This is a genomic window from Streptomyces sp. SS1-1 (assembly GCF_008973465.1).
Lineage (GTDB): Bacteria > Actinomycetota > Actinomycetes > Streptomycetales > Streptomycetaceae > Streptomyces.
In genome coordinates this window covers 361,864-387,025 of the sequence record NZ_WBXN01000004.1, presented here as the reverse complement: position 1 = coordinate 387,025, position 25,162 = coordinate 361,864, and the positions used below count along the sequence as shown (strand labels likewise).

Annotated in this window: 26 protein-coding genes and 2 pseudogenes; 16 read left to right on the top strand and 12 right to left on the bottom strand. The window is 71.6% G+C overall.

The genetic code is table 11. The annotated features are described in order from the left end of the window. The first annotated feature begins 2 nt into the window (after nucleotides 1-2). The 3 genes from F8R89_RS02780 to F8R89_RS02770 all read left to right on the top strand — a co-directional run bounded on the left by F8R89_RS02780 (nucleotide 3) and on the right by F8R89_RS02770 (nucleotide 2,246). The gene (locus F8R89_RS02780; protein ID WP_151782434.1) at nucleotides 3-356 is read left to right on the top strand and encodes a VOC family protein; all 354 of its coding nucleotides are present in this window, start codon (nucleotides 3-5) and stop codon (nucleotides 354-356) included. Nucleotides 357-488: 132 nt separating this feature from the next. Further along, complete coding sequence (locus F8R89_RS02775; RefSeq protein WP_151782433.1) at nucleotides 489-1,346, top strand: NAD-dependent epimerase/dehydratase family protein; 858 nt, start codon at nucleotides 489-491, stop codon at nucleotides 1,344-1,346. 30 nt (nucleotides 1,347-1,376) lie between these two features. Beyond that, nucleotides 1,377-2,246: a LysR family transcriptional regulator gene (locus F8R89_RS02770; RefSeq protein WP_151782432.1), complete on the top strand. Its 870-nt coding sequence runs from the start codon at nucleotides 1,377-1,379 to the stop codon at nucleotides 2,244-2,246. Between the two features lie 19 nt (nucleotides 2,247-2,265). Here the strand turns inward: F8R89_RS02770 and F8R89_RS02765 are convergent, their stop codons facing one another. Both F8R89_RS02765 and F8R89_RS02760 read right to left on the bottom strand, forming a co-directional pair. Continuing rightward, the gene (locus F8R89_RS02765) at nucleotides 2,266-3,543 is read right to left on the bottom strand and encodes an MFS transporter (RefSeq protein ID WP_151782431.1); all 1,278 of its coding nucleotides are present in this window, start codon (nucleotides 3,541-3,543) and stop codon (nucleotides 2,266-2,268) included. Further along, nucleotides 3,540-4,079: an ArsR/SmtB family transcription factor gene (locus F8R89_RS02760; RefSeq protein WP_151782430.1), complete on the bottom strand. Its 540-nt coding sequence runs from the start codon at nucleotides 4,077-4,079 to the stop codon at nucleotides 3,540-3,542. Before F8R89_RS02760 ends, F8R89_RS02765 begins: the two co-directional genes overlap by 4 nt. Before the next feature lie 167 nt (nucleotides 4,080-4,246). Here F8R89_RS02760 and F8R89_RS02755 point away from each other — a divergent pair, with 167 nt between their 5' ends. Beyond that, nucleotides 4,247-4,462 (top strand): hypothetical protein, encoded by a 216-nt coding sequence (locus tag F8R89_RS02755; protein ID WP_151782429.1) that lies wholly within the window; start codon nucleotides 4,247-4,249, stop codon nucleotides 4,460-4,462. 84 nt (nucleotides 4,463-4,546) lie between these two features. Here the strand turns inward: F8R89_RS02755 and F8R89_RS02750 are convergent, their stop codons facing one another. Next, the gene (locus tag F8R89_RS02750) at nucleotides 4,547-5,851 is read right to left on the bottom strand and encodes a lipase family protein (protein WP_225994609.1); all 1,305 of its coding nucleotides are present in this window, start codon (nucleotides 5,849-5,851) and stop codon (nucleotides 4,547-4,549) included. A 336-nt stretch (nucleotides 5,852-6,187) separates the two neighbouring features. Between F8R89_RS02750 and F8R89_RS02745 the strand changes: the two genes are divergently transcribed. Continuing rightward, complete coding sequence (locus tag F8R89_RS02745; protein ID WP_151782427.1) at nucleotides 6,188-6,802, top strand: TetR/AcrR family transcriptional regulator; 615 nt, start codon at nucleotides 6,188-6,190, stop codon at nucleotides 6,800-6,802. Between the two features lie 189 nt (nucleotides 6,803-6,991). Further along, a complete protein-coding gene (locus F8R89_RS02740) occupies nucleotides 6,992-8,332 on the top strand; it encodes a ferric reductase-like transmembrane domain-containing protein (protein WP_192806030.1) in 1,341 nt (446 codons plus the stop codon). 64 nt (nucleotides 8,333-8,396) lie between these two features. Here F8R89_RS02740 and F8R89_RS02735 read toward each other — a convergent pair whose 3' ends face one another. Both F8R89_RS02735 and F8R89_RS02730 read right to left on the bottom strand, forming a co-directional pair. After that, nucleotides 8,397-8,912, bottom strand: coding sequence for a hypothetical protein (locus tag F8R89_RS02735; protein ID WP_151782426.1), 516 nt, complete (start codon nucleotides 8,910-8,912; stop codon nucleotides 8,397-8,399). A 173-nt stretch (nucleotides 8,913-9,085) separates the two neighbouring features. Next, nucleotides 9,086-9,913, bottom strand: coding sequence for a DUF2785 domain-containing protein (locus F8R89_RS02730; RefSeq protein ID WP_151782425.1), 828 nt, complete (start codon nucleotides 9,911-9,913; stop codon nucleotides 9,086-9,088). A 107-nt stretch (nucleotides 9,914-10,020) separates the two neighbouring features. Between F8R89_RS02730 and F8R89_RS02725 the strand changes: the two genes are divergently transcribed. The 4 genes from F8R89_RS02725 (at nucleotide 10,021) to F8R89_RS02710 (ending at nucleotide 13,136) form a co-directional block, all read left to right on the top strand. Next, nucleotides 10,021-10,734, top strand: a complete 714-nt coding sequence (locus F8R89_RS02725; protein ID WP_151782424.1) for a 2-phosphosulfolactate phosphatase — start codon at nucleotides 10,021-10,023, stop codon at nucleotides 10,732-10,734. A 115-nt stretch (nucleotides 10,735-10,849) separates the two neighbouring features. Next, nucleotides 10,850-11,368 carry a winged helix-turn-helix transcriptional regulator gene (locus F8R89_RS02720; protein ID WP_225994313.1) on the top strand — a complete coding sequence of 173 codons (519 nt, stop codon included), beginning with the start codon at nucleotides 10,850-10,852 and terminating at the stop codon, nucleotides 11,366-11,368. Between the two features lie 9 nt (nucleotides 11,369-11,377). Beyond that, nucleotides 11,378-12,223 carry an MBL fold metallo-hydrolase gene (locus tag F8R89_RS02715; protein ID WP_151782423.1) on the top strand — a complete coding sequence of 282 codons (846 nt, stop codon included), beginning with the start codon at nucleotides 11,378-11,380 and terminating at the stop codon, nucleotides 12,221-12,223. A 94-nt stretch (nucleotides 12,224-12,317) separates the two neighbouring features. Next, on the top strand, nucleotides 12,318-13,136 hold the full coding sequence (locus tag F8R89_RS02710) for a hypothetical protein (RefSeq protein WP_225994312.1): 819 nt from the start codon (nucleotides 12,318-12,320) through the stop codon (nucleotides 13,134-13,136). A 76-nt stretch (nucleotides 13,137-13,212) separates the two neighbouring features. Here the strand turns inward: F8R89_RS02710 and F8R89_RS36555 are convergent. Together F8R89_RS36555 and F8R89_RS02700 are read right to left on the bottom strand one after the other, a co-directional pair. Then, a pseudogene (locus F8R89_RS36555) lies at nucleotides 13,213-13,305 on the bottom strand (alpha/beta hydrolase); the annotation flags it as partial. Nucleotides 13,306-13,488: 183 nt separating this feature from the next. Next, complete coding sequence (locus tag F8R89_RS02700) at nucleotides 13,489-14,064, bottom strand: lamin tail domain-containing protein (protein WP_225994311.1); 576 nt, start codon at nucleotides 14,062-14,064, stop codon at nucleotides 13,489-13,491. 407 nt (nucleotides 14,065-14,471) lie between these two features. On the opposite strand from F8R89_RS02700, the gene F8R89_RS02695 reads away from it, so the two are divergent. The 3 genes from F8R89_RS02695 to F8R89_RS02685 all read left to right on the top strand — a co-directional run bounded on the left by F8R89_RS02695 (nucleotide 14,472) and on the right by F8R89_RS02685 (nucleotide 16,276). After that, nucleotides 14,472-14,768 (top strand): hypothetical protein, encoded by a 297-nt coding sequence (locus F8R89_RS02695; protein ID WP_151782422.1) that lies wholly within the window; start codon nucleotides 14,472-14,474, stop codon nucleotides 14,766-14,768. An 84-nt stretch (nucleotides 14,769-14,852) separates the two neighbouring features. Continuing rightward, entirely contained in the window at nucleotides 14,853-15,446 is a 594-nt protein-coding gene (locus F8R89_RS02690; protein ID WP_151782421.1) for an SMI1/KNR4 family protein, read from the top strand. A 149-nt stretch (nucleotides 15,447-15,595) separates the two neighbouring features. Next, nucleotides 15,596-16,276, top strand: a complete 681-nt coding sequence (locus tag F8R89_RS02685; protein WP_151782420.1) for a class I SAM-dependent methyltransferase — start codon at nucleotides 15,596-15,598, stop codon at nucleotides 16,274-16,276. A gap of 39 nt (nucleotides 16,277-16,315) precedes the next feature. On the opposite strand, the gene F8R89_RS02680 is transcribed toward F8R89_RS02685, so the two are convergent. Next, a complete protein-coding gene (locus F8R89_RS02680; RefSeq protein WP_151782419.1) occupies nucleotides 16,316-16,909 on the bottom strand; it encodes a DUF4291 domain-containing protein in 594 nt (197 codons plus the stop codon). 19 nt (nucleotides 16,910-16,928) lie between these two features. On the opposite strand from F8R89_RS02680, the gene F8R89_RS02675 reads away from it, so the two are divergent. Then, on the top strand, nucleotides 16,929-17,354 hold the full coding sequence (locus F8R89_RS02675) for a hypothetical protein (protein ID WP_225994310.1): 426 nt from the start codon (nucleotides 16,929-16,931) through the stop codon (nucleotides 17,352-17,354). An 18-nt stretch (nucleotides 17,355-17,372) separates the two neighbouring features. Here F8R89_RS02675 and F8R89_RS02670 read toward each other — a convergent pair. Then, a pseudogene (locus tag F8R89_RS02670) lies at nucleotides 17,373-18,174 on the bottom strand (phosphotransferase). An 84-nt stretch (nucleotides 18,175-18,258) separates the two neighbouring features. On the opposite strand from F8R89_RS02670, the gene F8R89_RS02665 reads away from it, so the two are divergent. Further along, nucleotides 18,259-18,732 (top strand): hypothetical protein, encoded by a 474-nt coding sequence (locus tag F8R89_RS02665; RefSeq protein ID WP_151782418.1) that lies wholly within the window; start codon nucleotides 18,259-18,261, stop codon nucleotides 18,730-18,732. A gap of 65 nt (nucleotides 18,733-18,797) precedes the next feature. On the opposite strand, the gene F8R89_RS02660 is transcribed toward F8R89_RS02665, so the two are convergent. Next, complete coding sequence (locus tag F8R89_RS02660) at nucleotides 18,798-19,511, bottom strand: SDR family oxidoreductase (protein ID WP_151782417.1); 714 nt, start codon at nucleotides 19,509-19,511, stop codon at nucleotides 18,798-18,800. A 72-nt stretch (nucleotides 19,512-19,583) separates the two neighbouring features. Here F8R89_RS02660 and F8R89_RS02655 point away from each other — a divergent pair, with 72 nt between their 5' ends. Continuing rightward, nucleotides 19,584-20,399 (top strand): helix-turn-helix transcriptional regulator, encoded by an 816-nt coding sequence (locus tag F8R89_RS02655; protein WP_151782416.1) that lies wholly within the window; start codon nucleotides 19,584-19,586, stop codon nucleotides 20,397-20,399. A gap of 169 nt (nucleotides 20,400-20,568) precedes the next feature. Here F8R89_RS02655 and F8R89_RS02650 read toward each other — a convergent pair whose 3' ends face one another. Further along, complete coding sequence (locus tag F8R89_RS02650) at nucleotides 20,569-24,246, bottom strand: S8 family serine peptidase (protein ID WP_225994309.1); 3,678 nt, start codon at nucleotides 24,244-24,246, stop codon at nucleotides 20,569-20,571. 573 nt (nucleotides 24,247-24,819) lie between these two features. Further along, complete coding sequence (locus F8R89_RS02645; protein ID WP_151782414.1) at nucleotides 24,820-25,158, bottom strand: DUF6233 domain-containing protein; 339 nt, start codon at nucleotides 25,156-25,158, stop codon at nucleotides 24,820-24,822. Nucleotides 25,159-25,162 lie beyond the last annotated feature (4 nt).

Sequence of the window (25,162 nt, the reverse complement as noted above, 5' to 3'; positions counted from 1 at the left end):
GCATGGAACGAGTGCTCGGCATCGGCGGATTCTTCCTGCGGGCCGGTGATCCGGCGGCCCTGAGCGCCTGGTACCGCGACTGCCTCGGCCTGGACGCCGACGACCACGGCGTGTGGCGGCAGGAGCCCGGCCCGACGGTGTTCGCCACCTTCGACTCCGGAACCGACTACTTCGGGTCCCGCTCCCAGGCCGCCATGCTCAACTTCCGGGTCCGCGACCTCGACGCGATGCTGGACCAGCTGCGCGCCAGGGGAGCCGACGTGGCGGAGGAGACGCAGGACATGCCCGGCGTCGGCCGGTTCGGCTGGGTCACCGACCCCGAGGGCAACCGCGTCGAGCTCCGGCAGCCCGCCTGACCGCGGGCACGTGAGCCCTGATGCCCGGCGGGTATCACAGACGCCGGAACAGGTCTTGGACGCGGCTCCGCCCCCCGACGCAGGCTGGTCGACAGAGCCACCCGGCTCGGCCACGAGACAGGAGCCACGACCATGAAGACCTTCCTCACCGGCGGATCCGGATACATCGGCAAGGCCACCATCAGCGCACTCGTCCGCCACGGACACACGGTGGAGGCGCTGGCCCGCACCGACCGGGCCGCCGACACCGTCCAGGCCCTCGGCGCGACGCCCGTCCGCGGCGGACTGGGCGACCTCGACGTCATGAACCGGGCCGCGGCCCGCGCCGAGGCGGTCGTCCACCTCGCCCAGGCCACCACCGGCGACGAGGACCTCGCGGCCGCCACCGCCCTCCAGGACGGCATCGGCGGCGGCCCCTACGTCCACACCGGCGGCACCTGGGTCTACGGCGACACGAACGGCGTCGCCGACGAGACCGCCCCCTGGAACCCGCCGTCCCTCGTCGCCTGGCGCCGGCCCGTCGAGGACGCCGTACTGGCCCGCGCCCGGCGGGGCGGCCGCCCCGTCGTGATCCGCCCCGGACTGCTGTACGGCGGCGAGAACCGCCTGATCGACATGTTCTACGGCACCCCCGGCAAGGCGGCCGGAGCCGTCCCCTGCATCGGCGACGGCGGCAACCACTGGCCGCTCGTCCACATCGACGACATCGCCGAGCTGTACGTCGCCGCGCTGCGGGCCGCGCGGGGCGCCGTCTACGTCGGAGTGGGCGGCGTCAACCCCACCGCGAAGGAGTGCTCCCTCGCCGTCGCGCACGCGGCCGGCCTCGACGGCAAGACCGTCACGCTCACCCTGGACGAGGCCCGCGCCCAGATGGGCCCGATCGCGGACGCCTTCGCCCTGGACCAGCAGTTCACCCCCGGACGCGCCCGGGCGGAGCTCGGCTGGGTCCCCGCCCACACCGACCCGCTGTCCGTCCTCGCCGGACGGTGACCTGAACGACCGGAAGGAAGGGCGAGCCCTGTGGACCTCGACCTGCGCAAGCTGCGGTACTTCGTGGCCGTGGCCGAGGAACTGCACTACGGGCGGGCCGCCGAGCGGTTGCACATCGCGCAGCCGGTGCTGTCCCGGCAGATCCGGAGCCTGGAGGACGACCTGGGCACCGAGGTCTTCGACCGGAGCCGGCGCGGCACCCGGCTCACCCCGGCCGGCCGGCAACTCCTGGAGGACGCCGTCCCCCTGCTGGCCTCCGCCGACGCCCTGCTGCGGCGCGTCGCCACGGCGGCACGCGACACCCCCACCCTCACCGTCGGCTTCATGCCCGGCATCACCGTCACCCCGGCCATGACGGCCTTCGCCGAACGGCACCCCGGAGTCGACGTCCGCCTGCTGCGCACCAGTTGGGCCAGCCAGGTGGAGGTGCTGCGCGACGGCCGCGCGGACATCGGGCTGGTCCGGCTGCCCGTCGACCGGCAGGGCATCGAGGTACGGCCGCTCTTCCGCGAGCCCCGCGTGGTCATGCTGCCGCTGGGGCACGCCCTGGCCGGCCGCGCCTCGCTGTCCGCCGCCGACCTGGCCGCCGAGCACCTCCTCCAGGACCCGGACGCCGTCCCCGAATGGCGTGACGTGGCCCTGGAGCTGCGCGACGGGCACCGCCCGGAGGTGCCGGTGATCCACCAGGTCGAGGAGAAGCTGGAACTGGTCGCGTCCGGCGCCGGCGTCTGCGTCCTGCCGCTGTCCACCGCCACGTTCTACACCCGGTCCGACGTGGTGCCCGTACCCGTACGGGACATCGGCCCGAGCGAGGTGGCGCTGGCCTGGCCGGCCACCCGCCGGTCCCCTCTCGTCCACGACTTCGCCGAGGCGGCGGCGAGGACGATGGGCGAGGGGTGACGCCCGCCTGAGTGAGGCGTCAGGACCGGGCCGCCACCGGCTCCCGGGCGGCGTCCTCGCGGCGATTCGGTGCGACGGCACGCAGCGCCGCCTCCACCCGGCGGTTGGTGGTCATGGACGCCGTGACGGCGGTCATCGACAGCAGGAGGGCACCGGCGGCGTAGAGCGGGGCGCGGACGTCGTACGCGGTGGCCAGCCAGCCGCCGACGACGGCTCCGACGGGGGCGGCGCACATGGCCAGCATGCGGGAGGTGGACGCGACCCGGCCCATGAGGTGGGCCGGAACGATCGCCTGGCGCAGCGAGGGCCCGAGCACCATCGTGGCGCCCATGCCGACCCCGCAGACGGCGAGCGCGAGCCCGGCCACGTACGCGTTCGGGGCGGCGGCCAGCCCCAGGATGGCAAGCCCCTCGGCGGCGGCCGTGCAGGTCAGTGCCGTTCCGGTGCCGAGCCGCCGGCCGAGGAAGGAGGCGATGCCCGCCCCGAGCAGGCCGCCGGTGGCCTCCGCCGTGAGGAGCAGACCGAAACCGTAGGTGTCGATGCCGAGGCGCTCGTGCGCGAAGAGGGCGAGGACGGTCTCCACCGCGAGGAAGGCGATGTTCCCGACCGCCGGGCGCAGCGCGAGCCCGAGCAGCAGCCGGTTCCGGAAGACGTACGAGGCTCCGGCCCGCGCCTGCCGGAGCAGCGACTCGCGGACGTCCGGCGCGGGCCGGGGCATGGCGGGCAGCGAACGGACCAGCACGGCGGAGACCAGGAACGACACCGCGTCGGCGAGCAGCGGGAACGCCCGCCCGAAGGTGAGCAGGGCACTGCCCGCGGGCGGCCCCGCGAACCCGGACATGGCGGTCTGCGCGCCGCGCAGACGGGAGTTGGCGCGCTCCAGGAGCGCGGGGTCGCGGCGCAGGAGGTCCGGCAGATAGGCGGTGGCGGCGGTGTCGAAGAAGAGCCCGCCGACGCCGAGCAGGAAGGCGACGGCCGCGAGCAGGGGAATGCTCAGCACGTCGAGCACGGCCGCGGCCGCGGCCGCCCCGAGCAGCACCGCGCGGGCCGCGTCCGTCACCCACATCGTGCGCCGCCGGTCCCAACGGTCCACCAGGGCACCGCCGAGCACGCCGAAGAGCAGCCACGGCAGGGTCCCCGCGGCCGTGACGGCGGCCAGCGTCATCGGGTCCCGTGTCAGTGTCAGCGCGAGCAGCGGCAGCGCGGCGTGTGTGACGCCGTCACCGAGCGAGGAGGTCGTCTGCGCGGCCCACAGCCGCCCGAACCCGGCCGTCGACTTCCCTGATCCCGCCTTCACTCGGCGTCCCCTTCCGTCGTGCGGACCGGAGCCGGACGGAACAGCGCGAAGGCGAGCGTGACGTCCGGCAGCGCGGGATCGGACAGTTCCCGGTACTCGTCCGCCAGCGCCTGCAACCGGGCCCCCAGCTCCGCGAACTGCTCGTCGGTGAGCCGCAGATGCGCCATCCGTACGTGCCGCTCGGCGTCCGGCGACGAGGCCTCCAGGTCCGCCACGGCGTGCCGCATCAGCACGTCCGGAGCGCCCTCGCCCGGGTCGGGCAGCACGATCGCCCGGGCGGCCATGGCGTAGTACCGCTCGGTGACACCCCGCACCTTCCGGGTGCGCACCACCCTCACCAGTCCGGCGCGCTCCAGGAGCCGCACGTGGTAGCTGGAGCTTCCCTTGGCGAGGCCGACCCGCTCGGCGATCTGCGTGATCGTCGCCGGCTCGAAGCGGAGCACGGCCATGATCCGGTGCCGGGTGAGGTTGGAGACCGCGCGCAACTGCTCGTCCGTGGTGACGTGGAACGTCTCGGGGATGTCGTCGGTGGGCATGCGAGCAATGGTCAACGTTTCTTGACCATTGGGCAAGGCGATTTTCGCGCCGACTGATCCCGGCCACGGGGTGCGGGGTTCACGGGCGTGATGCCGCCGAGCGGCCGACCGGCGGGCCTTCCGTCATGCTGGGGAGGTCGGCACCTCTCAGGTGACAAGGAGCGGACATGGCCACGGACACGGTCGGACGATTCCTCGCGGCCCTGGACCCGGAGCACCGCCGAGCGGTCGGCGACAGGTCGCGACAGGATCAGGAGCGCCTCGCGGCGGCATGGGAGTGGGAGCTGGAGTTCGACGACGAGCTCGACACCCTGGACGAACTCTCCCCGCCCGCGGCGGAGGCGGAGGCGGCGCATCGCGTGCTGCAGCGCGAGGCTCCGTAAGGGCTCCGTTTCTGACAGGTACGGCGCCGAGCCGCACGCGGAGTGGGGTGGCGTGCGGCTCGGCTGTCCGGGGTGCCCCGCCGGTCAGGGCTGGAGCGGCAGGGAACGGCAGTTGGAGGCGGCCGGGGTGCCGGAGAGGCGGTCCTTGAGCCAGTCGACGGCGTCGCCCTGGTCGAGGAGCAGCGGTGCCAGGTGGTTGGTGAGCAGTCTGTTGCCGAGGTTGGGCAGCCGGATGGGCTTGTAGGTGACGTCGGCGCCCTTCGCGCACCAGTCGACGGCGAGCTGCCGGGCCTGGCCGTGCGGCACGATGTCGTCCTTCACGCCGGTGGCCACGCGCACCGGGGCGGCCGGCGTACGGCGGCCGATGCGCTGGTCGTCGATGACCTTCTGCAGCAGCGGTTCGGCCTTCACGACGTCGTTGAGGGACGTGCCGTCGCTCGTCCACGAGGTGCTCTTGCGGAAGCCGTAGCCGAGGATGGCGTCCCCGACGCAGGCCGTGGACAGGTCGGCCAGCGCCTTGCGGCCGGCGTTGTTGAGGTGCGCTTCGGCGATGGCCCGCAGTTCGGGCGTGTTCTGCAGGAAGCCGTTGATCGACCAGCCGAGGGCGCCCGCCAGCGCGCTGCCGTCGATGCCCTTGGTCACGGCGACGAGGTCGGCGGGCGGCGCGCCCGCGTAGGCGCCGGCCAGGACGACGTCGGGGGCGTACGTGGGCTGGAGTTCGGCGGCCGAGGCGCTGGCGCCGCCTCCCTGGCTGTACCCGTACAGGCCGACGGGGGAGTCCGCGGAGACGGAGGACCCGGGCAGGGCGCGGGCCGCGCGCACGGCGTCGAGCAGGGCGTGGCCGCCCTCGACGCGGTTGACGTAGGTGTGCACCCGGTCGGTGGCGCCGAGGCCGACGTAGTCGGTGACGACGACGGCGACGCCGGTGGCGAGCAGCCGGTAGACCGCGATGTCCTCGTACCCGACGGACACGGTCTGCCCGTTGAAGGTGATCGGCTTCTCCAGCCCGAGGGACGCCGCGCACTGGTCGCCCTGGCCCATGGTGCCGGGTGCCACGGCGACGACGGGACGGGGGCCGCCGCCCTTCCAGCGGGCCGAGGGTTCGATGTAGGCGCCGGTGACCGCGACGGGCCGGCCGTTGGCGTCGGTCGACTTGTACATCAGGCGGGTCGCGGTGCCGGGCAGCGGGCGGCCGTCGAGCCCGGGCAGGCTCAGCGCCAGGCGCAGCGGCTCGGTGCGCACGACCGCCCCGTCGGCGGCGGGCAGCGTGGCCGGCGGCTGGTAGAAGGCCGGGATGGTGACGCCGCGCGAGACGACGGGGCCCGGCTCAGCGGCCGCCGCGGGTATGGCCTGGGCGCCCAGGCAGGCGGCGACGGCCAGGGCGCACATCAGGCTCCGGGCTCCGGGCGTGGGGCGTGCGGGGGCGGATCTGGCCGAGGGCTCGGGGGCAGGGGTCGGTGCGGTGTGCGTCATGCGGCTCACTCCTTGCTTCGTCGAAAGGCGCGTGGCCTCGGCCCGGGAGGCCGTGGGGAGAACGACGAGAGAACCGGCTCGCGCGGCAAGGGACTTACTCGCGAGTCAGCTACTGGAGAGTAGGAGTGGGTGTCACTCAGTGACAAGACGTCTGCATGTGTCAGTTGGGGGAGCGCCACTATGCTGCGGTGATCGGTGACGCAGTGAGATGGGGCGGCGACAGTGGGCGAGGCATCCGGAACCGTGACCGCGATGAGCGAACCGGGGGTCGCGCCACCGCTGGCCGAACGCCGCAGAGCCGCCCTCCGGTTGGAGATCGCCCGGGCCGCCGTGAGCCTGTTCGCCGGCCAGGGGGTCACCGGGACGACCGGCGAACAGATAGCCCAGTGCGTGGGCATCTCGGCCCGCACCCTGTGGCGCCACTTCCCGACCAAGGAGAGCTGCGTACGCCCGCTGCTGACCGCCGGGCTCGACGCCGCCACGGACCAGCTACGCCACTGGCCGCCCGGCGTACGGCTGCTGGACTACCTCACCGACTCCTGCCGGCGGGGCACCCTTCCCCCCGTCGACCCGGCCGTCCTGGACCTGATCCGCATGACCGTCGACGAACCGGCGCTCCGGGCCGTCTGGTTGCAGGCCCACGACGACGCCCTGCCCGTCATCGCCGGCCTCCTCGCCGCCCGCGCCGGCACCGGCGCCGACCGGCTCCAGGTCAAGGTGCACGCCAGCATGGTCAACGGGGCCCTGCGCATCGCGGCCGAGGACTACGCGGCGAAGTGCGCGAACGGAGGCGAGACGTCGGCCGACGCGCTCGCCGCCTGCCTGCACGCCGCCCTCCGCGCGGTCACCGAAGGACTGCCCTACTGACCACCCTGCCGAACCAGGCGCCCCGAAGGTGAAAAAGGCCGCCAGATCGCACGGTTCCGGCCTGAACGGAACCCGTCTCCCCGCCGTATTCTTACGCGATCGGGGGCGGGGTCCGGGCGGACCTCCCGGTCTTCACCGGTGTGGGCACACGGTCGCACGGACTGCGGCCACGGGGGAACGAGGACGACGATGACGGCGGCGACCAACGAGATCAGGACCGGCACCCTCCCACCGGTGACCGTGGCCCGCCGGGTGATGTGGGCGTTCGTCCTCGTCAACGTCGTGGTCGTCGAGTCGCTGTTCATCGCCTCCGGCTCCGGCAAGAACGACGTGCTCACCGTCGCCAAGTTCTTCGGACTGCACGCGGCCCTGCTGATGTTCCTCCAACTGCTGCTGGTGGCCCGGCTGCCCTGGCTGGACCGCCGGATCGGCATGGACCGCCTCACCGTGTGGCACCGCTGGGTCGGCTTCGCCCTGCTGTGGACCGTCCTCACCCACGCCACCCTCGTCGTCCTCGGCTACGCCACCCTCGACGACACCACCATGGCCAAGACGTTCGTCGCACTCAGCGGCGTCCCGGCCTCCCTGCTCGGCATGCTCGCCGCCGCAGTCCTCGTCGTCATCGCCGCCGTCTCCACCCGGCCGCTGCGCCGGCGCCTGCCGTACGAGGTCTGGCACGGGCTGCACCTCACCCTCTACGTCGCCCTCGGCCTCGCCTTCGTCCACCAGCTAAGGGAGACGACGACCTTCACCTCCTCGTCGTTCGCCACCGCCTACTGGTGGGTCCTGTGGCTGTTCGCCTTCGGCGCGCTGCTGACCGGGCGTCTCGTCCTGCCGCTGTGGCGCAACGCCTACCACCGGTTCACCGTGGCGGCCGTCGTCCCCGAGTCCGACACCGTGGTCTCCGTGTACGTCACCGGCCGCCACCTCGACAAACTCCCCGCCCGCGCCGGGCAGTTCTGCATCTGGCGGTTCCCCGGACACCACCACTGGTGGCTCGCCAACCCCTTCTCCCTCTCCGCCGCCCCCGACGGACGCGGACTGCGCCTCACCGCCAAGGCGGTCGGCAGCACCAGCGCCGGACTGCGGAGCATCCCCGTCGGCAGCCGCGCCTTCGTCGAGGGCCCCTACGGCGCCTTCACCGCCCTGCACCGCACCCGGCCCAGCGCCCTGCTCATCGCCGGCGGCGTCGGCATCACCCCGGTCCGGGCCATGCTGGAGGAGCGGACCACCGGGGACGTCGTCGTCCTGTACCGCGTCCGCAGCGAGGCCGACGCCGTCCTCCTGGACGAGGTGCGCCGCCTGGTGGAGCGGCGCGGCGGACGGCTCCACCTGCTCACGGGCCGGACCGGCGAGGCCGGGGCACCGCCGTTCGGCGCGCAGAGCCTGCATCAGCTGGTCCCCGACGTCACCGAACGCGACGTGTACGTCTGCGGCCCACCCGCCATGACGACCGCCGTCCTGACCGGCCTGCGGGAGCTGCGGGTCCCCGCCCACCAGGTGCACGCCGAGAAGTTCGGCCTGGCCTGACCGACGATCGTGGGCGGGGCGGGGGCCTGTCCGGCCGGTTCGGCGGACAGGCCGGGCCGCGTGCTCAGCAGCCGCCGCAGTTGTAGAAGGTGACGTCCCAGTGGTTGCCCTCGTCGGCGTACACGTTGCCGGCTCCGGAACGCCACTGCGGGGCCCCGTCACCGCGGACACCGATGTAACTGAAGGTGTTCTTCACGTAGTTGGTCACGCACGTGTTCTTGCCGAAGTCCAGCTTGTAGCCGTTCCAGTGCGAGTACGTCCCCGAGGCGTGACCGGTCTCGGTGCCACCGGTGATGTTCAGCGCGCAGCCACTGGCGCCCTTGAGGGTCTGGGCGCCCTGGGCGGTGGCGAGGTTGAGCTGCTCGAACGACGTACAGGTGGAGACGTTGCGGTCCGAGCAGCCGCCGGACGAGGACCAGGTGATGCCGGCCTGCCGGAACATCGAGGTGGCGGTGGCATGACTGATCTTGCTCACGGCCGACGCCTCACCGGCGGTGCCGATGACGGCGACGCCGGGGGCGACGACCAGAGCGAGTGCGGTGAGTGCCGAGCGGAGCTTCGGCGAGGGAGCGACCTTCATGTGTCGGAGCCTTCCTGCTGGGGCCGTGCTTCCTGTGGGGCGGGGCGGCGGTGCAGGTGGTGCAGGTGGTGCGGTGACGATGGTGCCCTTGTCTACGCGCGTTGGCCAGAGGACAAAAGGGGCCGGTGGGGGAGAGGAGGCGCCGCTTCGGCCGGACGAGCCCGTGCTCCGCGTCAGGCGAGCCAGTGATAGGGCAGACGCAGGAGGTCGGCGACGCGGGCGGCGACCGCCGGAGCGTGCGGAGGGGCGTCCTCGTCGGCGACGCCCCGCGTCAGATGCAGATGGAGGGACTGCAGGGTGGCGAACGTGTTGAACGCCCACACCGGCACGGGGCCGGGCCCGCCGCCCTCCAGCGCCTCGGCCATCACGTCCAGCCAGCCGGTGGCCTCCTCGGCCGACAGACCGGGTGCCTGAAGCACCCGTACCAGCGCCCGGGCCAGCCGGGCATCCTCCAACTGCGCGTACCGGTAGTCGGTCTGAGGCTCCGTCACCCTCCGCGCGCACAGGTCGAGCAGGTCCGTACGGCGGTGGGGGAGGACCTTCGCGAACGCCGCGGCGGCGTCGGCGCCATGGGCGACGGCGTGCAGCCAGCCCAGGGAGTCGTCCCAGCCGCGGGTGTCCCGCTCGTTCGGGTACCAGGCCGAGAAGGCGGCGTACCAGCGCTCGGCGGCCTGCCGCGGAACGAGAGCGGAGACCCCGGCCGCACGCGTCAGCACCAAGCAGATGATCAACGGCGCGAAAGTGCGGGCCTGTGTCCCGGGATGCGTGAACCGGCCGGCGGCCGAGTCCCCGAGTTCCTCCAGGACGGCGTCGAGACGCCCCTCCCTGATCCAGCGGGCGGCCGCGGTGTAGGCCCCGTCGTCACGGACCCCGGGGTCGGGCGACACCAGCGCGGCCGCCAGCTCGTCGACGAGCCGGGAGGCAGGTATGTGCTCGGGGAACGGGAACCCGTCGGCCGCGAGGGACGGCCAGTCGATGGGGGCGGCAGCGGCAGCGGTCATGGGCGTCAGGTTTCCACACGCCGGGTGGCCGTCCGGACCCGGGCCCGGCGCCGCCGGGGACGGCAAATGGCAGGCGGCAGGCCCTGGTCATCCATGAGCATGACCGCATGGACACTCGCTACGTCGGCATCGCCGAACTGACCCAAGTCCCCTCCGTCGCGGTCGTGATCGACGTGATGCGCGCCTTCACGGTGACCGCGTGGGCGTTCGCACGGGGAGCTGAGCGGATCGTGCTCGCCGAGTCGCTGGACGAGGCCCTGGCCCTCAAGGCGCGCCACCCGGACTGGGTGGCGATCAAGGACGGCCCGCCCGCGCCCGGCTTCGACATGGTCAACTCACCCGGCATGCTGCGGTCGATGGACCTGAGCGGGCGGAAGGTCGTACAGAAGACCACGGCCGGGACGGTCGGCGCCCTCGCGGTCAAGGACGCGTCGCTGGTGCTCTGCGCCGGCTTCGTGGTGGCGGAGGCCACGGCTCTGCTTCTGCGGTCGCGTGCCCGCGAGGCGGTCACGTTCGTGGTCACGGGGGAGGACGGGCGGGCCGAGGAGGATCTCGCGTGCGCGCAGTACATCGCGCTGCGGGCTGCCGGCGGCGCCCCGGCCGGAGCGGCCGAGCAGGCCGCCCCCTTCCTCCATCGGGCCGCCACGTCACGTGCCGCCGAGGAACTGGTGACGGGCGTACGCGCGGGCGTCCACCCGGACGACGTCGCCCTCTGCCTCGAACGGGACCGGTTCCCGTTCGCCATAGTGGCGAGCCGGGACGCGGGGGTGATGACCCTGCGTGCGTGCGAGGTGCCGGCCGCGGCGACCGAGGACGACTGATCGGAGCCGCTCCGAGGCGGCTGTCCGGCCCTCCCGCCAGGGACTGTGACCCTGAATACAAAAATTGATGCCAGATGCTGTGTTCATTTTTCAGAGTCTGCGTACCATGGGAGTCATGGACGCCATGTCACTCCCCGCGAACCGGTACTGCTCGATCGCCCGCACGCTCGCCGTCCTGGGGCAGAAGTGGAACCTTCTGTTGCTGCGCGAGGCGTTCCTCGGGCGTACGCGTTTCGCGGAGTTCCAGCGCATCGGCATCCCGAACGCGACCCTCGGCCAGCGGCTCGGCGATCTCGTGGACGCCGGTCTTCTGGAGCGCGTGACCTATCAGGAAGAGGGTGAGCGCAGCCGTGAGGAGTACGTCCTCACGCAGGCCGGCCGCGATGTGCTGCCGGTGCTCGCCGCCCTCAGTGCCTGGGGGGACCGGCACCGTCCTCAGGAGACGGGCCAGGGCGTCGTGTACGCGGCCGGCGGGGAGCGGCCCGTACACCTCGAATTCCGTGACGAGCGAGGCGAGCCGGTCGACCAGAACGCCGTCACGATCATCCGGGGCCCGGCGTATCACGCCGCCCTCGCCGCCGCCGCTGCCGACCGGTCGTCCGGCCGCGCCGCCGGCGACGGCCCTGTCAGTTAGGAACCCACCATGTCCACCAGCAGCCCTCTCGCCTACGACGTCTTCGTCGCCGACCCGATCCCGCAGAACGTCACGGATCTCGTCCCCAACGGGGACCGGAGGATGTTCTCGCCCCTGTCCGTCACCCTCGTCCACGGGGAGCGGGACGCCGTCCTGGTGGATCCGCCGCTGACCTCGGAACAGGCGGAGGCGGTCGCGGACTGGGTCGAGGCCACCGGCAAGAACCTGACCCATGTCTTCGCCACCCATGGTCACGGCGACCACTGGTTCACGGCGGGTCTCCTGGCGGAACGTTTCGGCGCCCAGGTCGTCGCCTCCGAGGGCACGATCAAGGAGATGCACCGCAACGTCTCCATCCGCCCGCAGTTCTGGGACCGGCTGTTCCCGGGGCAGATCCCGGACGCGCCCGTCACCGCCGTCACCGTGCCGGGCAACCGGTTCACCCTCGAAGGCCATGACCTCGTCATCGTGGAGGTCGGGCACAGCGACACCGACGAGACCAGCGTCCTGCACGTCCCCGACCTCGACCTCGTCGTGGCGGGAGACGTCGTCTACAACGGCGTGCACCAGTACCTCGCCGAGTCAGGGAACGGCGGCCGCGACGCCTGGCGCAAGGCGATCGACATCGTCGAGGAACTGCGGCCCCGCCGGATCGTCACCGGGCACAAGAACAAGGCCCTGGACGACGACGCGACTCGCGCGCTCACCGAGACCCGGCTCTACCTCGACACCGCCGACGAACTTCTCGGGCAGCACGACGACGCGCTCGGCTTCTTCAACGCCATGCTGGACCGCTTCCCCGACCGCCTGAACCCGGGCGCGCTCTGGGGCGGAGCCGTCGCGCTGTACTCCTGACCCGCGCGGTGTACGCGCAGCCGTCGCCCACCCTGCCGCGCCGGCAGCCCAGTTGGCTGTGTAGCCTCGCCTCCCACATCACAGGGGAGGGATCATGCGAGGCAGAACGGCCGGTGCGGCCGGTACGGCCGCGGCGGGTGGACGGGCCAGAGCGATCGGCGCCGTGGCGAGTGCGGCGGCGCTGACGCTGCTGTGCGCGACGGGGGCGCACGCCGAGGGCCGCGGGGACGTAGGGGTCACCAAGACCGTCGTGAACAGCGGCAACAACGTCATCATCGGCACCTCGGCGCGGGTCACGTACCCGATCGCCATCACGATCAAGGACAACTCCGGAGTCAAGGGCCTGACCGACGTCAGCGTCTTCAACACGTCCAAGGGCTGGGGCTTCAGCGACTGGACGGGCACCCGGTGCGAGAAGAAGAGCTCCACCACGTCGGTGTGCACGGCCACGATGACGGTCGCCCCGGGCTGGCTCCCGGACAGCGTGCCCGGCGACATCAACACCATCGCCGGGGTGTGGCAGGTCAACGCCACCGTCAAGGCCAACGACGGTGACTACTGGATCTCCGACCACATCGCCGAGTTCAAGATGAAGCGGGCGTCGAAGCTCACGACGGACGCGACGCCCGAGCCGGTGGCCAAGGGCGCCTCCCTCACGATCACGGGCAAGCTCTCCCGTGCGAACTGGGAGGACCTGAAGTATCACGGCTTCACCGGGCAGACGGTGAAGCTGCAGTACAGGAAGGCGGGAGCCGCCCACTACAGCACCGTCAAGACGGTGAAGACGGACAGCTCCGGCAAGCTCCGCACCAAGGTCACCGCCACCTCGGCGGGCAGCTGGAGGTACTTCTTCCCCGGCACGATCACCACGGCGCGGGTCGTCTCGACGGGCGACGCCGTCAAGCTGAAGTAGCCGCACGCTCGTCGGCACCCCCCGTATCCAGCGGGGGGCGTCGACGAGCCGGCCTTTCCGCCGACACGGATCGATCACGGGCCCGCTGATGAGCGCGAGCGAAGTCGGCCCCGCCGGCCCGGGACAAGGTGTTCTTCTCCCCGTTGAGAATGAGTACGGGAGCCCCCACATCCGGCGCTGGGGCGCTGCGGACGGCCACTACCTCCGCCTCGATGCGTTCGCGCTCCCGCGTCTCGAAACGGTGAGCGCCCGCACGCACGCGAGTGCACCCGGCCGTGGGAGGCCGGGTGCACTCAGGTGGGTCGGGTCGCAGCGTGGATGGGGGACTTCAGCTCACGGACCGCGCCGATGGTCAGCGCTGGTGCTGGTACCGGCCGTGGTGCTGGCTGTCACCGTGGCGGTGCTTGTCCCCGTGGCGGTGCTTGTCGCCGTGACGGTGCTTGTCTCCGTGGCGCTCGTAACCCCACGACTCGCTGTCGACGCGGCGCCCGTGGTCGTTGCGGAGGGTGGCCGTGTCGGAGCGGTTGTCCCAGACGTAGTGACGGAGGTCCTGGAAGAGGTCGGTGCGGGTGTCGCGGCCGATGCCCGTGTGGATCCGGACGGTGGCGCGGCCGGCGAGTCGGAAGTGGTCGAAGGTGTAGGTCTCGCCGTCCCGGTTCCGCAGGGTCCATCCGTCCAGGTTGACGGCGCGGCGGGTGGTGTTGGTGAGCTCCACCCATTCGCGGTTCAGGGATCGGTTGGTGTAGTTGTCACGGCCGGGGGAGTCGTACTGGACCGCACTGATCTCCACCTGTCCCCGCTGGTGGCGGGAGTGGTCGGCGGCGGAGGCCGGCAGCGTGATCGCCGAGACGAGCGCGCCGGTGGCGAGCGAGGCCGCGGCGACGCGGCGCACGGTGATGTAGGCGGGGGTGCGGGTGGAGCTGGACAAAGGTTCTCCCTGGTGGTGCGGACACCGTCCCTCGGGACGCCTGGATGGCTGCCCGGGAGCGGTGCGGTGTGCGAGGGCGACCGGTTGGCCGCGGACGCCATTTGTCCACGTTGCGGGGGAAGCGGCGCGACGGCGTGCCCGTTGTTACCGTTTGTGGATATTTCCATGACTCTCGACTGCAATGCTCATCTATGAGGGCTTGTGTGACGCAAGTGGGGTGCGGAGCACGGAAACCCATGCGTGACCTGGGTGGGGATGTTTCGGGAGGATTGGGGACGCCGTGGAGTGGGGTGATCTTCACCCGAAAGTGAGTAACAAAGTGCGCGGTGCCGGTGCCGATGTCGGTTCGGGGGGCCGGTGGATCTGGGTGACCGGCCGTTGTCGGTGGCGGCTGCGAGGCTGGTGCCATGAACGGCGATGAGCAACTGCTGCGGGGCCGGGTCTACGGCCACGACCACGACGACCCCCACCCGTGCCCTCTGCCCCACCGCACCTATGCGGCGCTGATAGGCGGGCCGTTGGACGGCTTGCTGCTGGACATCACCGGATGGCGTGCCGACGAGATCGACGGGGGTGTGGCGCTGCCGACGGAGCTCGGCCGCTTCCCGGGCGGCCGGGCTCTCTACGACGTGGGTGCGGGGGAGACCCGCGGGCCCGGCCCCGGCATGGCCTGCCGCCTCTACCACTCAGGGGACACGCCATGAGGACGGACGGGCCACGGGCCCATGGAAGCGGGCGACTTGGTGACTTGGTGATCACGAGGGAGTGCGCTGTGGCAGTCTGCTCGCGTGGACGATCTCGTGGGGACGCAGGCCCCAGGCCGCCGCTTGACCGACCCCGCTGAGTCGGTCGCGGAACTGGAAGGGAAGCTGCCCGGGCTTGCGGCCCACCGACTGCCGACACCGGTGGTTGTCGACTGGCCACGGCTGGAGAGCGTGCTGGGGACGGCTCTGCCCGCTGACTACAAGCTCCTCTGCGAGCTGTACCCGGCGTTCGAGCTGAGTGACTTCCTGCGCGTCGGCGGCCCGACGCCGGGTGCCGAAGTCGCCTGGGCCGAGGACACCGAGGACTTGGAGATCGTCGCCGAGTGGTGTGAGGACGCCGACTTGGCCGTCCCGATGCATCCGTACCCCGCGCCGGGCGGCCTGCTTCCCTGGGCCGTCTCCAACCAGGGGGACTACTTCCTGTGGACCACCCGCCCCGCCGGGCCGCAGGAATGGACGGTCACCGTCGCTTCGCGCAACGGTGCGTGGTGGCACTACACCGGTGGGGCGGTTCAGTTCTTGGCCGATCTGGTGAGCGGTGTCCTGGATCCCTGGGCGCTGCCGCCCGTCCGACCGGAGATCACATGGGTCCGTCAACCAGGCGGCGACAGCGGATGAGAGCCGCGGCGATGCCCGCGAAGGCGAGGTAGGGCTCGGCCTTGCGTTCGTGACGTCGGTACGTGCCGCTCATTACCTCGAAAGGTGGAACCGGCGCGCTGGGGGAACGGCTGTCCGGTCCGACCCGTTCCACCGACATGGAGACGAAGATGCGGGCGGGATATCAGGGGACCGGACCCGGTGCGATCACCCCGGACGGTTGCGCGGTCGAGCTGTACCGGCGATTGCCCGCCGGGGCGGAGCCGGACGTCGTCACGGCGGCGGTGCCGCCGGGCGCGCGCATCCTGGAGTTGGGGTGCGGGGTGGGACGCGTGACCCACCCCCTCCTGGAACGGCGCTTCGCGGTGACGGCCGTCGACGAATCCCAGGAGATGCTGGACCACGTCCGCGGGGCACGGACGATATGCAGCCCGATCGAGAGCCTCGACCTGGGCGAGACGTTCGACGTCGTGATGCTCGGATCGTTCCTCGTCCATGCGGCGGACGTCGAGGTCCGGCGAGGACTGCTGCGCGCCTGCGTACGACACCTCGCACCGGGCGGCTGCGTGCTGATCCAGAGGGAGGGCGAGGGCTGGCATGCGAACCTGCCGCGCGAGCGAGTCGACCCCGGTGGCTTCACGGTACGGGTGGTGTCGGCGGAGCCGACGGGTGACGGGGCGAACTCGGTGTTCGTGGAGTACGAGTTCCCGGACGGCACCTGGACCCAGACGTTCCTCTCCCGACCACTGACGAAGGAGCAGTTCGAGGATGCTCTCGCGGAGGCGGGCCTGACGGTGGAGACGTACCTGACGGAGGACGGCACCTGGGTGCGGTCGCGTCCGGCGGCCTAGCCAAGGGCCGGAGCGGGGGCTGGGGCTGGGCCGCGACTGCTAGCGGTGCAGGTGGGCCAGCGCCCCGTCACTCACGGGGTAGGGGCGTTCATCGGGGAGGAGTCCCCGCGCGGCATCCAGGTCCCCGTCTCGCACGTGTCCGTGGATGCGTTGGGCCAGCGGCGTGACATCGGATATGGAGACGATCCACTCGTCGGCGTAGCGATGAGACGCCTCGCCGGTGAGGCCGAGCTGCAGGGACCGGTACGGAAGCGGTTGGAGGTGCAGATCGCGCTCGGGGTCCCACTGCACCCGGGCAGGGGACCGCTTCAACTGGCGTTTCCACGCGGCCTGGTCGGTGTGGAGTCCACGCTCGTAGTGGGACAGGCAGGCGTGACTCAGCGCCCACTCGAATCCCTCGCGCGTGATCTCGACGGCCAGCACTGTCTCCTGACCTTCCTTGGTGCCCCATCCGCAGCGGTACATCATCCAGAGGAACGACGGCTTGATCCACGTCATCCGGTCCCGCTGCCACAGAGCCGGGAACCGCCCGTCCCGGGCGGCCGGCAGACCGATCTGGCGGGAGTAGGCCTGGTAGACGGTGATCGTTCGATCCGTGTGCAGCGCTCGGATTCGGTGCTTGGGTTCTGTCATCGGACTAGGGTGATCACGCGTGTCCTTTGACGCCAACGAATTCTCCCGCCGAGAGGACCTGGGTGACGTCTTGAACTTCCAGAAGTTGCCTGACCTTGCAGGGCACTCGGCCGTCGAAGGGCTCGCGCAGCATTTCGAGGAACTGCGCCTTTCCGGCGAGGGGTACCTCGAAGCCGGCCTGCAAGGCGATGACTTCCCCTACCTGACCCTGGGATTCCGAGGGGATCACGCGATTGTCCACCGCTTCGACGAGTCCGGCGGATCGTGTCTCCACGTGGGTGATGGAACCGTCGCATCCGACGCCGAAGTCGAGGTCGTGATCATGGAGGAACCGGCCGTCTTCACGGGAGATGTGGTCCTGTCCACCGCTCACGCATGGGCCGTCATAAGCGGCTTCGTCCGGAACGGCCAGTTCGGCGAACCGAACGAGTGGATCGCGCTGTAGCGCTGAACCGACCGCCGGTCACACCAGGAGGGTGGCCTCGAACGTCTCTCGGTGGTCGGTCAGCCAGGTCTGGATGCGGTCCCAGCGCGCCCAACCGCCCCGCTCTGCCAGCGCCTTGAGGTAGACCGGGTCGCCGTCGGTCACGCGGCGGGCGACGAAGGCTCGGCAGACCTCCGTCGCCTGCTCGATGACGGCGGGCAGCTCGGCGCGGTCCTCCGCCGAGAGGCCGTAGGCGTCGGCGAGAGTGCGAAGACGGGCGGCCGTAACGAGCCCCAGGGGGTAGAGAGCGGCGGCGGACGCGGGGTTGAGCATGGGGACCCAGTAGCGGGCGGTCATGGCGATGTCCCAGAGGGGACGGCCCGGGGCCGCGAAGTCGAAGTCGATCAGGGCGGCGGCGCCGCCGTCACGGAAGACGACGTTGTCCGGGCACACGTCGTTGTGGCACAGCATCGTCCCCCCTTCCGGATCGGCCAGATCCCGGGGCCACTGCGCGTCCGTGTCGATCGCGACGGTCGCGCTCGTCTCGTGCAGCCGACGCAGCAGGCCGCCCACCGACGTCAGGGCCGTACTCGTCATGGCCCAGGCCGGAAAGGGCGGCAAGTGCCACCTCGCCCGGAAGGAACGTCAGTTGCTCGCGGCCATCTGCCGTCAGACCCACAGGCGTCGGCGCCCCGTCGAAGCCGTGCCGCTTCAGTGCGAGCAGATAAGCGTGCAGGGCGCGCGCGTTGGGCGGCGCCGGGCGGTCCACCAGCTCGCCCCGGCGGAAGACCGCCCCCGCGTTCACCATCCCGCCGGTCAGTGCCTCGTCCTCAGCCGTCATGCCGAGCACGCTATCGAGGGAACGCCGGGCCGACGGAGCGTTTATTGTGTCGCCGGGCGACGCGAGACTGCGTAGGTTCGTGCGGTGACCTACGACATTTCGCTCGTGCGCGTGCATCCGGGCCTGACGTTGCGGCAGACGCTCGAGCGTCTCAACGCCGGCTTCGACTTCGACGCCGAGCTGCCCGTGCTCCAGCTCACCGACGCGCAGCGAGGCGAGTGGGAGCGGATTCTGCGACGGGTGTCGCGGGACATGGGTCCTGTCGAGTCCGGGGAGTACCTGTACAGCCTCACCCTCGAGACGCTGGGTCCGCCAGGACGTGTCCAGCTCGACTACTGCGGGGACACGGCCAACATCGAGATCGCCTACCGGCATTCGGGAGCACGCGCGGCGGAGATCATGAAGCTGGCCTATCGGATCGCTCGCGTGGTCGAGGAGGAGAGCGGCATGACTGGTCACGACTTCGAGGTGGACCAGCCCACCCGCACCGGCGCCCCCGCCGTCGCAGCCGCCCGCCTGAGCGCCGTCTCCGACTGGGCCCAGCGCACCTTGACGTAGTCGGGCACCCCTTCTGCATCAGCACCCGCTGACCGGGAAGGGCGTGGAAAGGGGGCCCGGGGGCGTCACCAGGGCACAGACGTTCCGTCCCAGGAGAAGAAGGCGCCCGTGGGGCCGTCGTCCGGGAGCAGGGCCAGGTGGACGGCGCCCTGGGCTGCCTCGGCAGGGTCGCCGCCCGCCGCTGCCCTCGGGTTGAGATCGGTGGCCCGCAGGCCGGGGGCGAGCGCGTTGACCTTGAAGCCGTCCTCCGCCAGCGTCTGCGCGTACAGGACGGTCAGCGCGTTGAGCGCGGCCTTCGAGGAACGGTACGCGGCGCCGGCCCCGTTGCCCGGCGTGAACTGGGGGTTGGGGTGGGTGCTCCAGGTCAGCGACGCCGTACCGCTGGAGACGTTCACGATCCGTGGGTGCGGGGACCGGCGCAGGGCGGGCAGGAAGGCGTTGGTCACCGTCACCACGCCGTACACGTTGGTCTCGTAGACGCGCCGGAGCTCCTCGGCGCCGGTCTCGTTCGGCGGGGCGAGCGACGGTGAGATGCCGGCGTTGTTGACCAGGACGTCCAGGCGGTCGACGCGGGAGGCGGCCCGTTCGACGGTACCGGCGTCGGTCACGTCCAGGGTCAGCGGCCGGGCGGTGCCGCCGATCTCCTCGACGGCCCGCCGCCCGCGTTCCGGGTCGCGGGAGCCGACGTACACCGTGAAGCCCTCGGCCGCGAGGAGCCGGGCGATGTGCTGGCCGATGCCCTTGTTGGCACCGGTGACGAGAGCTGTGCGATCGTTCATGGCGACTACGTTCCCCTGGCGCGGGGCCACCAGCCAGGGACAGGTTGTACCAGGCACGCCCCTGGAGGTGGCATGGCGCGGCAGGAACTCGCCCGCTTCCTGCGGGACCGCCGGGCCGGCCTGCTCCCGCACCAGGTCGGGCTGCCGGCGACGGGCGCCACCCGCCGCACACCCGGTCTGCGGCGCGAGGAGCTGGCCGAGCTCGCCCACATGTCCGTCGACTACTACACACGGCTCGAGCAGGCCCGGGGACCGCGGCCGTCGCCCCGGATCCTGGACGGGCTGGCCCAGGCCCTGCGCCTGACCCCCGCCGAGCGCGGCCACCTGTTCCGGCTGGCCGGGGCGGACACGCCGCCCGCCCGGCGCGCCGTACGGCAGGTGCGCCCGCACGTGGCCCGGATGCTGGAGCGGTTGCCGCTGACCGCGGCCGTCGTCACCGACGCGGCGTACGGCGTCGTCGCCTGGAACCCGCTGGCCCAGGCGCTGCTCGGCGGCGACCCCGGCCGGTGGCCGGTCAACCTGGCGCGGCGCCGGTTCCTGGGGGAGGGAGCGGCGTACACGGACTCCGGGGCGGAGGAGTTCGGGCACATCGTCGTGGCGCGGCTGCGCCGGGCCGCCGACCGCTACCCGGACGACCCCGAGCTGACGGCCCTGCTCGCCGCACTGCACGCGGGCAGCGAGGAGTTCCGGCAGATCTGGCAGACGCGTCCGGTGCACGCCCCAGGCCACCGCACGAAGACCTTCGAGCATCCCCAGGCCGGCCCGCTCCGGCTGAACTGCGACGTCCTGCTCGTGCCCGAGGACGACCAGGAGGTCGTCCTGATCACCGCCGACCCGGGGTCGCCCACGACACGTGCTCTGCGGCAACTGTCCCGGCAGACGGCCTGAGTCGCGACACGGGCCATGGGTGACGTCCGTGATCCGGCGCGCGGAGCCCCATCACCGATGCCTCCCGGCGTCCAAGCATCACAACGTCGGGAACCGGCGGTCAGCACCCTGTGCCGTGCGCGGCGGCCGGCGCACCCACCGGGGTGGATGCACCGGCCGCACATCGGGGCTACTTCAGGCCGAAGGCCCGGGTGACGGTCTGGGTGATGCCTCCGCCGTTGCGCTGCTCGGCGGTGACACGGACGGACACGTAGTGCGCGCGGGCGGGCGCGTGGAGCCGCGCCTGCCAGCTGCCCTTGCTCTCCTTCACGTCCTGTGCCTGCCAGGTGTCGCCGTCGTCGTAGGAGACCTCCACACGGACCGAGGAGACGGCGTCCTTCGCGGCGTCACTGCCCAGGACGACGGGCTTGACGGAGAAGGCGGAGGTCCGCTTCGCACGCCCGTCCAGGTCCACCGCCGTGTCGTAGTCGAGCTGGACCAGCGCGATGGCCTGGTCCGCGACGGCTCCGGACCGGAACCTCCACTCGGTGTGCGTGGTGGAGGAGTACGGCGTGATGTCGGTGTTTCCCCGCGTGTCGACGACAAGCCGGTAGGGGAGCTTCTGCGGCGCCAGGCCACCCGCACCGAGGTCCGGGTACATACCGCCCTGTGTCAGTTTCTCGTCGCCCTGGTACAGGGCGAACTCTCGCGACATCGCGCCGGTGTCGCCGCTGTGGGCGGACCCTCCGTCGCCGAAGCCCGTGACCTTCCCGTAGATGAAGTCGCCCGAGCGGTGAGGAAGCTCGAAGCCGACCATACGAGGCCGCATGAGCGGCCCGTGCCAGTGTTCGCTCTGCTCGCTGCGGGGACGGTAGCTGACGATGTCGGTGTAGGCCGACAGAACGCCGGTGACGTGCTGCTGCCATCGCACGTCCGCCGACACCCAGTCGGTGCGGGTACCGGGTGCCACCGGCTCCCGCGGGAACTGCAACGACGGTCCGCCATAGGTGTTGTAGGGGTATCCGGCCGGATACCTCTCGTACGGCGGCTGGTCCTCTCGGCTCTCCCGAGCCGGCTCGGCAGAGCCCGTGGGGGCGAAAACGTTGTCGACACGGGCGAGACTGCCGGGGTCCGTCGCCGCCGAGGGATCGTCGGGGATGCCCCCGCGGTGGTAGTCGGCCAGGTCGTACAGGTACTGCGGCGAGGGATGCGCCTCGACCTTCAGCCTGGTCTTCCCGGGCGACGAGATCTTCTTGATCAGGTCCGCGCCCTCGTCGACGGTGAGCGAGGCGACAGGGAGCAGGCCCGTGGTGTAGCCGTCCGGAGCGCCGTACCACTCGGCCAGACGCCCGTCGGCGTCGTTGACCACGAGGAGCATCGTCGCTCCCGCTTCACGGGCGGCCGCGCTTCGCTCGACCGGTGTGACCGCGCTGTCGGCTCGCACCACCACGGCCTTGCCCCGGGCGGACAGGCCCGTGTAGTCGGAGGCCCGGCCCGTGCCGGCGAAGACGGCGTCGACCTGCGTGGTGCCGTCCGGGAACGCCCCGGAGCCCGGCTGCGCCAGCACGGTCTCGTCGAGGCTGTGCCCGCCGTAGCCGATCCTCACCGGGGTCTGCTTGGCGCGGACGCGGGTGGTGAAGACGAAGCTGCCCTTCCGCACCTTGCCGCCGGTCGGGAGGGCCCACAGGCTGTCGTACTCGGGCGAGGGCATGACGACCTGGTGCAGCGCCTGTGCGTCGCCGGGTGCCGGCTCGTCGGAGGTGAAGGAGCGGTACAGGTCGATCCGGCTCGTCGTGACGACCGTGGGCTTGGGTGTGTCCACCTTGACCTGGCGGACCCGTGACGCGTCCAGCGAGATCTCACGGTCGGCCGTGAGGTCGAGTTCGGGCACGGTCAGCAGGGCGTAGCCGAGGGAGTGCGGGCCGTTGCGGCCCTCGACGTCGAGGGTGGAGACGACGGTGTAGGAACCGGGAGCCCATCGGCTTGTGAGCTTGCCGTCCGGGACCCACATGACGGTGGTCTCCCCGTCGGCGCCGGTGATCTCGACCTCGCCGCTGACGGGTCGGCCCTCCCTGTCCTTGAGGCGGACCGTCAGGTCGTACTTCTCGGGCTCGACGGACATCCCCACGGCCGTGTGCATGGTGCCGGTCGCCGAACGCGCGGTGACCCGGGCGGCGTACTGGCCTGCCGCGAGGCCCTTCGGGTCCGCGACCACGTCGACGGTCGCCGTGCCGTGCGCCGGGACCACGACGTGATCGGCGCCCAGAGCGAAGACACCCGCGGGCGAAGCGCCGCGGTCGACCGTGAGACGCAAGGTGACAACGTTGTTCGAGGTGTTGGTGTACGTGATCCGTCGCTTCACCGGATCGCGTCGGTGGTCCTTCGACCAGCGCACCAGTCCCGCGTCCACGGAACCGGTCGCGATCACTTCGTCACGGTAGGCGGCGGCGACGTCCAGACGCCCGGAGCCCGCCTGGTAGGGGGTGTAGTCGGGGGTCGGCGCGCTGGTGCTCATCAGCGCGTCCTTGATCCGCTGACCCGTCCACTCCGGATGCTTCTGCGCGAGCAGTGCCGCCGCCCCGGTGACGTGGGGCGCCGCCATGGAGGTGCCGCTGAGCTCCTGGTAGTCGCCCAGGGAAGCGCCCGGTGCCTGCTGCGAGTTCGCGGCCAGCACGTTGACGCCCGGGGCGGTCAGGTCGGGCTTCATGGCGTCGTCGCCCAGCCGCGGGCCGAGGGTGGAGAACGAGGCCAGGGCGTCGGAGGAGTCCACCCCGCCGACGGTCAGCGCGGCGTCCGCGGTGCCCGGCGCGCTCAGACTGTAGGGAGTGGGACTGGCCGAGTTGCCCGCTGCGACGACGAACAGCGCGCCCGTCTCGGCGGTCAGCCTGTTCACCGCCTGGCTCAGGGGATCGTCCTGGGTGTGCCACGACGCCGTGCCCAGGCTCATGTTGATGACCTTGGCGTGCTCGGTCCGTGCGGCCCACTCCATGCCCGCGATGATTCCCGAGATGGCGCCGGCGTTGTTGTTTCCGAGCACCTTGCCCACGATCAGCTCGGCACCCGGGGCGACCCCCCGTTCCCTGCCACCGGAGGCGGCGCCGGTCCCGCCGATCGTGGACGCGGTGTGGGTGCCGTGGCCATGGCGGTCGACGACCTCCTGGCCCGGGACGAAACTGCGGGACGCCACGACGCGACCGGCAAGGTCCGGGTGGGTGAAGTCCACCCCGGTGTCCAGGACGGCGACCCGCACGCCCGCGCCCGTGCCTCCCGCCTTCCACACCTCGGGAGTACCGATCTGCGCGTTCGTCTCCGCCATGGCGCCCTTCGCCTTGGCGTCGAGCCAGACCTCGTCGACGCCCTCGGCGAACGACGGCACCGCCGCTCGGCCCGTCGCCCCGGCCTTCCCGGACGCCGACCGCTCGGCCTCACGGAAGGGGGTGTCGGTGAGTGCCGACCAGAAGGTGGCGGCCTTGGACCGCTGCGCCTTGACGGCGGCACCGTTGATGGACGGCAGTTCCCGGGCGGCCTTCGCGCCGGGCAGCGTCGCACCGGACGGCAGCGCGCCCTCGGCGGCACGGCTCCGGTGGGCGACGGCCGCCTCGGACTGAGTGACGATCAGAGGCAGTGCGCCGGTGTGGGCGTCGTCATAGCCCTGCGCCACCAACCGCGTGACGTTGAACAGTTGGCGGTCCAGCCGGCCGGTCGCGATGTACGGCATCGCCTCATCGGGATACACGTAGGTGTCGTCGTTCTCGAACGCCACCCGCACCGAGCCCCTGGCCCCCGATGCCCGCTGCACATCGGTCACGGCGACCGCACCGCCGGAGCGCTGAATGGCCGTCACCTTGTCGCCGGTGATCAGCGTCACCGAGAGAGGCGCGTCCTTTGCGCCGCCCTGTCCTGCCGGGTTGAGCGGCGGGGCGCCGGGTGGAGCGCCGGCCGCCGCTGGAGCGGTTATCAGTCCGGCCACGACCGCCACGGCGACGGATACGGCGGATCTTCGTATGGATGAATTCCTCAACAATGCCTCCACAGCTGGTGATCGAGCCGAATCTGATCACCAGCTGTCGAGCCTTGTAAAGGAGGTGACGTGGCCGCGAACAGCCGGTGACATGCGGCCTTCTGGCCGCGATTCCCATGGGGTCGCGGGGCGCGGTGCGGCCGAAGTGCCCCCTATGGGAAGGGTGAGAATCCGGTATGACATCGTCGTGGGCGCCAATTCCCCGGTCATTCCACGGGACTTCTTACGCGGCTGAAACATCGGCGTTTCGAAGGCGTCACGGAAGCCTTATTCCATCGGCGTCCGGCGGCGCTTCTCACGCACATGCCGGTCGTCGGTTCGCGCGCCCGCCGGTCACCCCGCCTTCGCGCGCCGACGCCCTCCGGTCTCGCCGATCCCGCCGTCGGGTACCCGCCCCCTCCGCGTACCGGAACCCGGCTCTCACTCGATGATGTGCAGCCGCGCGGCCGGCTCGCAGTGGCTGCACCCCTCCAGCCCCGTCGCGAGCAGCCGGCGCGCCTCGTCCCGGCTCACGGCCCGGCGCCGCTGTCCCGCCATGTGGCAGTCGCCGGCATGGACCTGGACCGGGGACCGGTCGGCGCCGATGCCGAGCTCGACGATCCACTCCGGGGGTGCGGGGCGGCGCCGCCGGCCGTTCTCCTCCTCGGCATGCCGCCGCTGCAGGGCCGCGATCTTGGCGTCGATGCGCTGGACCCAGAGGGCGTGCCAGACGCGCAGGGTGCGCAGTCGGTCCAGGTCGGGCGGCAGGTCATCGAACACATTT

Coding starts and splice junctions, on each gene's coding strand:
- F8R89_RS02780 (WP_151782434.1), top strand. CDS start 3: ATGGAACGAGTGCTCGGCATCGGCGGATTCTTCCTGCGGGCCGGTGAT.
- F8R89_RS02775 (WP_151782433.1), top strand. CDS start 489: ATGAAGACCTTCCTCACCGGCGGATCCGGATACATCGGCAAGGCCACC.
- F8R89_RS02760 (WP_151782430.1), bottom strand. CDS start 4,079: ATGCCCACCGACGACATCCCCGAGACGTTCCACGTCACCACGGACGAG.
- F8R89_RS02755 (WP_151782429.1), top strand. CDS start 4,247: ATGGCCACGGACACGGTCGGACGATTCCTCGCGGCCCTGGACCCGGAG.
- F8R89_RS02750 (WP_225994609.1), bottom strand. CDS start 5,851: ATGTGCGCCCTGGCCGTCGCCGCCTGCCTGGGCGCCCAGGCCATACCC.
- F8R89_RS02745 (WP_151782427.1), top strand. CDS start 6,188: ATGAGCGAACCGGGGGTCGCGCCACCGCTGGCCGAACGCCGCAGAGCC.
- F8R89_RS02740 (WP_192806030.1), top strand. CDS start 6,992: ATGACGGCGGCGACCAACGAGATCAGGACCGGCACCCTCCCACCGGTG.
- F8R89_RS02735 (WP_151782426.1), bottom strand. CDS start 8,912: ATGAAGGTCGCTCCCTCGCCGAAGCTCCGCTCGGCACTCACCGCACTC.
- F8R89_RS02730 (WP_151782425.1), bottom strand. CDS start 9,913: ATGACCGCTGCCGCTGCCGCCCCCATCGACTGGCCGTCCCTCGCGGCC.
- F8R89_RS02725 (WP_151782424.1), top strand. CDS start 10,021: ATGGACACTCGCTACGTCGGCATCGCCGAACTGACCCAAGTCCCCTCC.
- F8R89_RS02720 (WP_225994313.1), top strand. CDS start 10,850: ATGGACGCCATGTCACTCCCCGCGAACCGGTACTGCTCGATCGCCCGC.
- F8R89_RS02715 (WP_151782423.1), top strand. CDS start 11,378: ATGTCCACCAGCAGCCCTCTCGCCTACGACGTCTTCGTCGCCGACCCG.
- F8R89_RS02710 (WP_225994312.1), top strand. CDS start 12,318: ATGCGAGGCAGAACGGCCGGTGCGGCCGGTACGGCCGCGGCGGGTGGA.
- F8R89_RS02695 (WP_151782422.1), top strand. CDS start 14,472: ATGAACGGCGATGAGCAACTGCTGCGGGGCCGGGTCTACGGCCACGAC.
- F8R89_RS02685 (WP_151782420.1), top strand. CDS start 15,596: ATGCGGGCGGGATATCAGGGGACCGGACCCGGTGCGATCACCCCGGAC.
- F8R89_RS02680 (WP_151782419.1), bottom strand. CDS start 16,909: ATGACAGAACCCAAGCACCGAATCCGAGCGCTGCACACGGATCGAACG.
- F8R89_RS02660 (WP_151782417.1), bottom strand. CDS start 19,511: ATGAACGATCGCACAGCTCTCGTCACCGGTGCCAACAAGGGCATCGGC.
- F8R89_RS02655 (WP_151782416.1), top strand. CDS start 19,584: ATGGCGCGGCAGGAACTCGCCCGCTTCCTGCGGGACCGCCGGGCCGGC.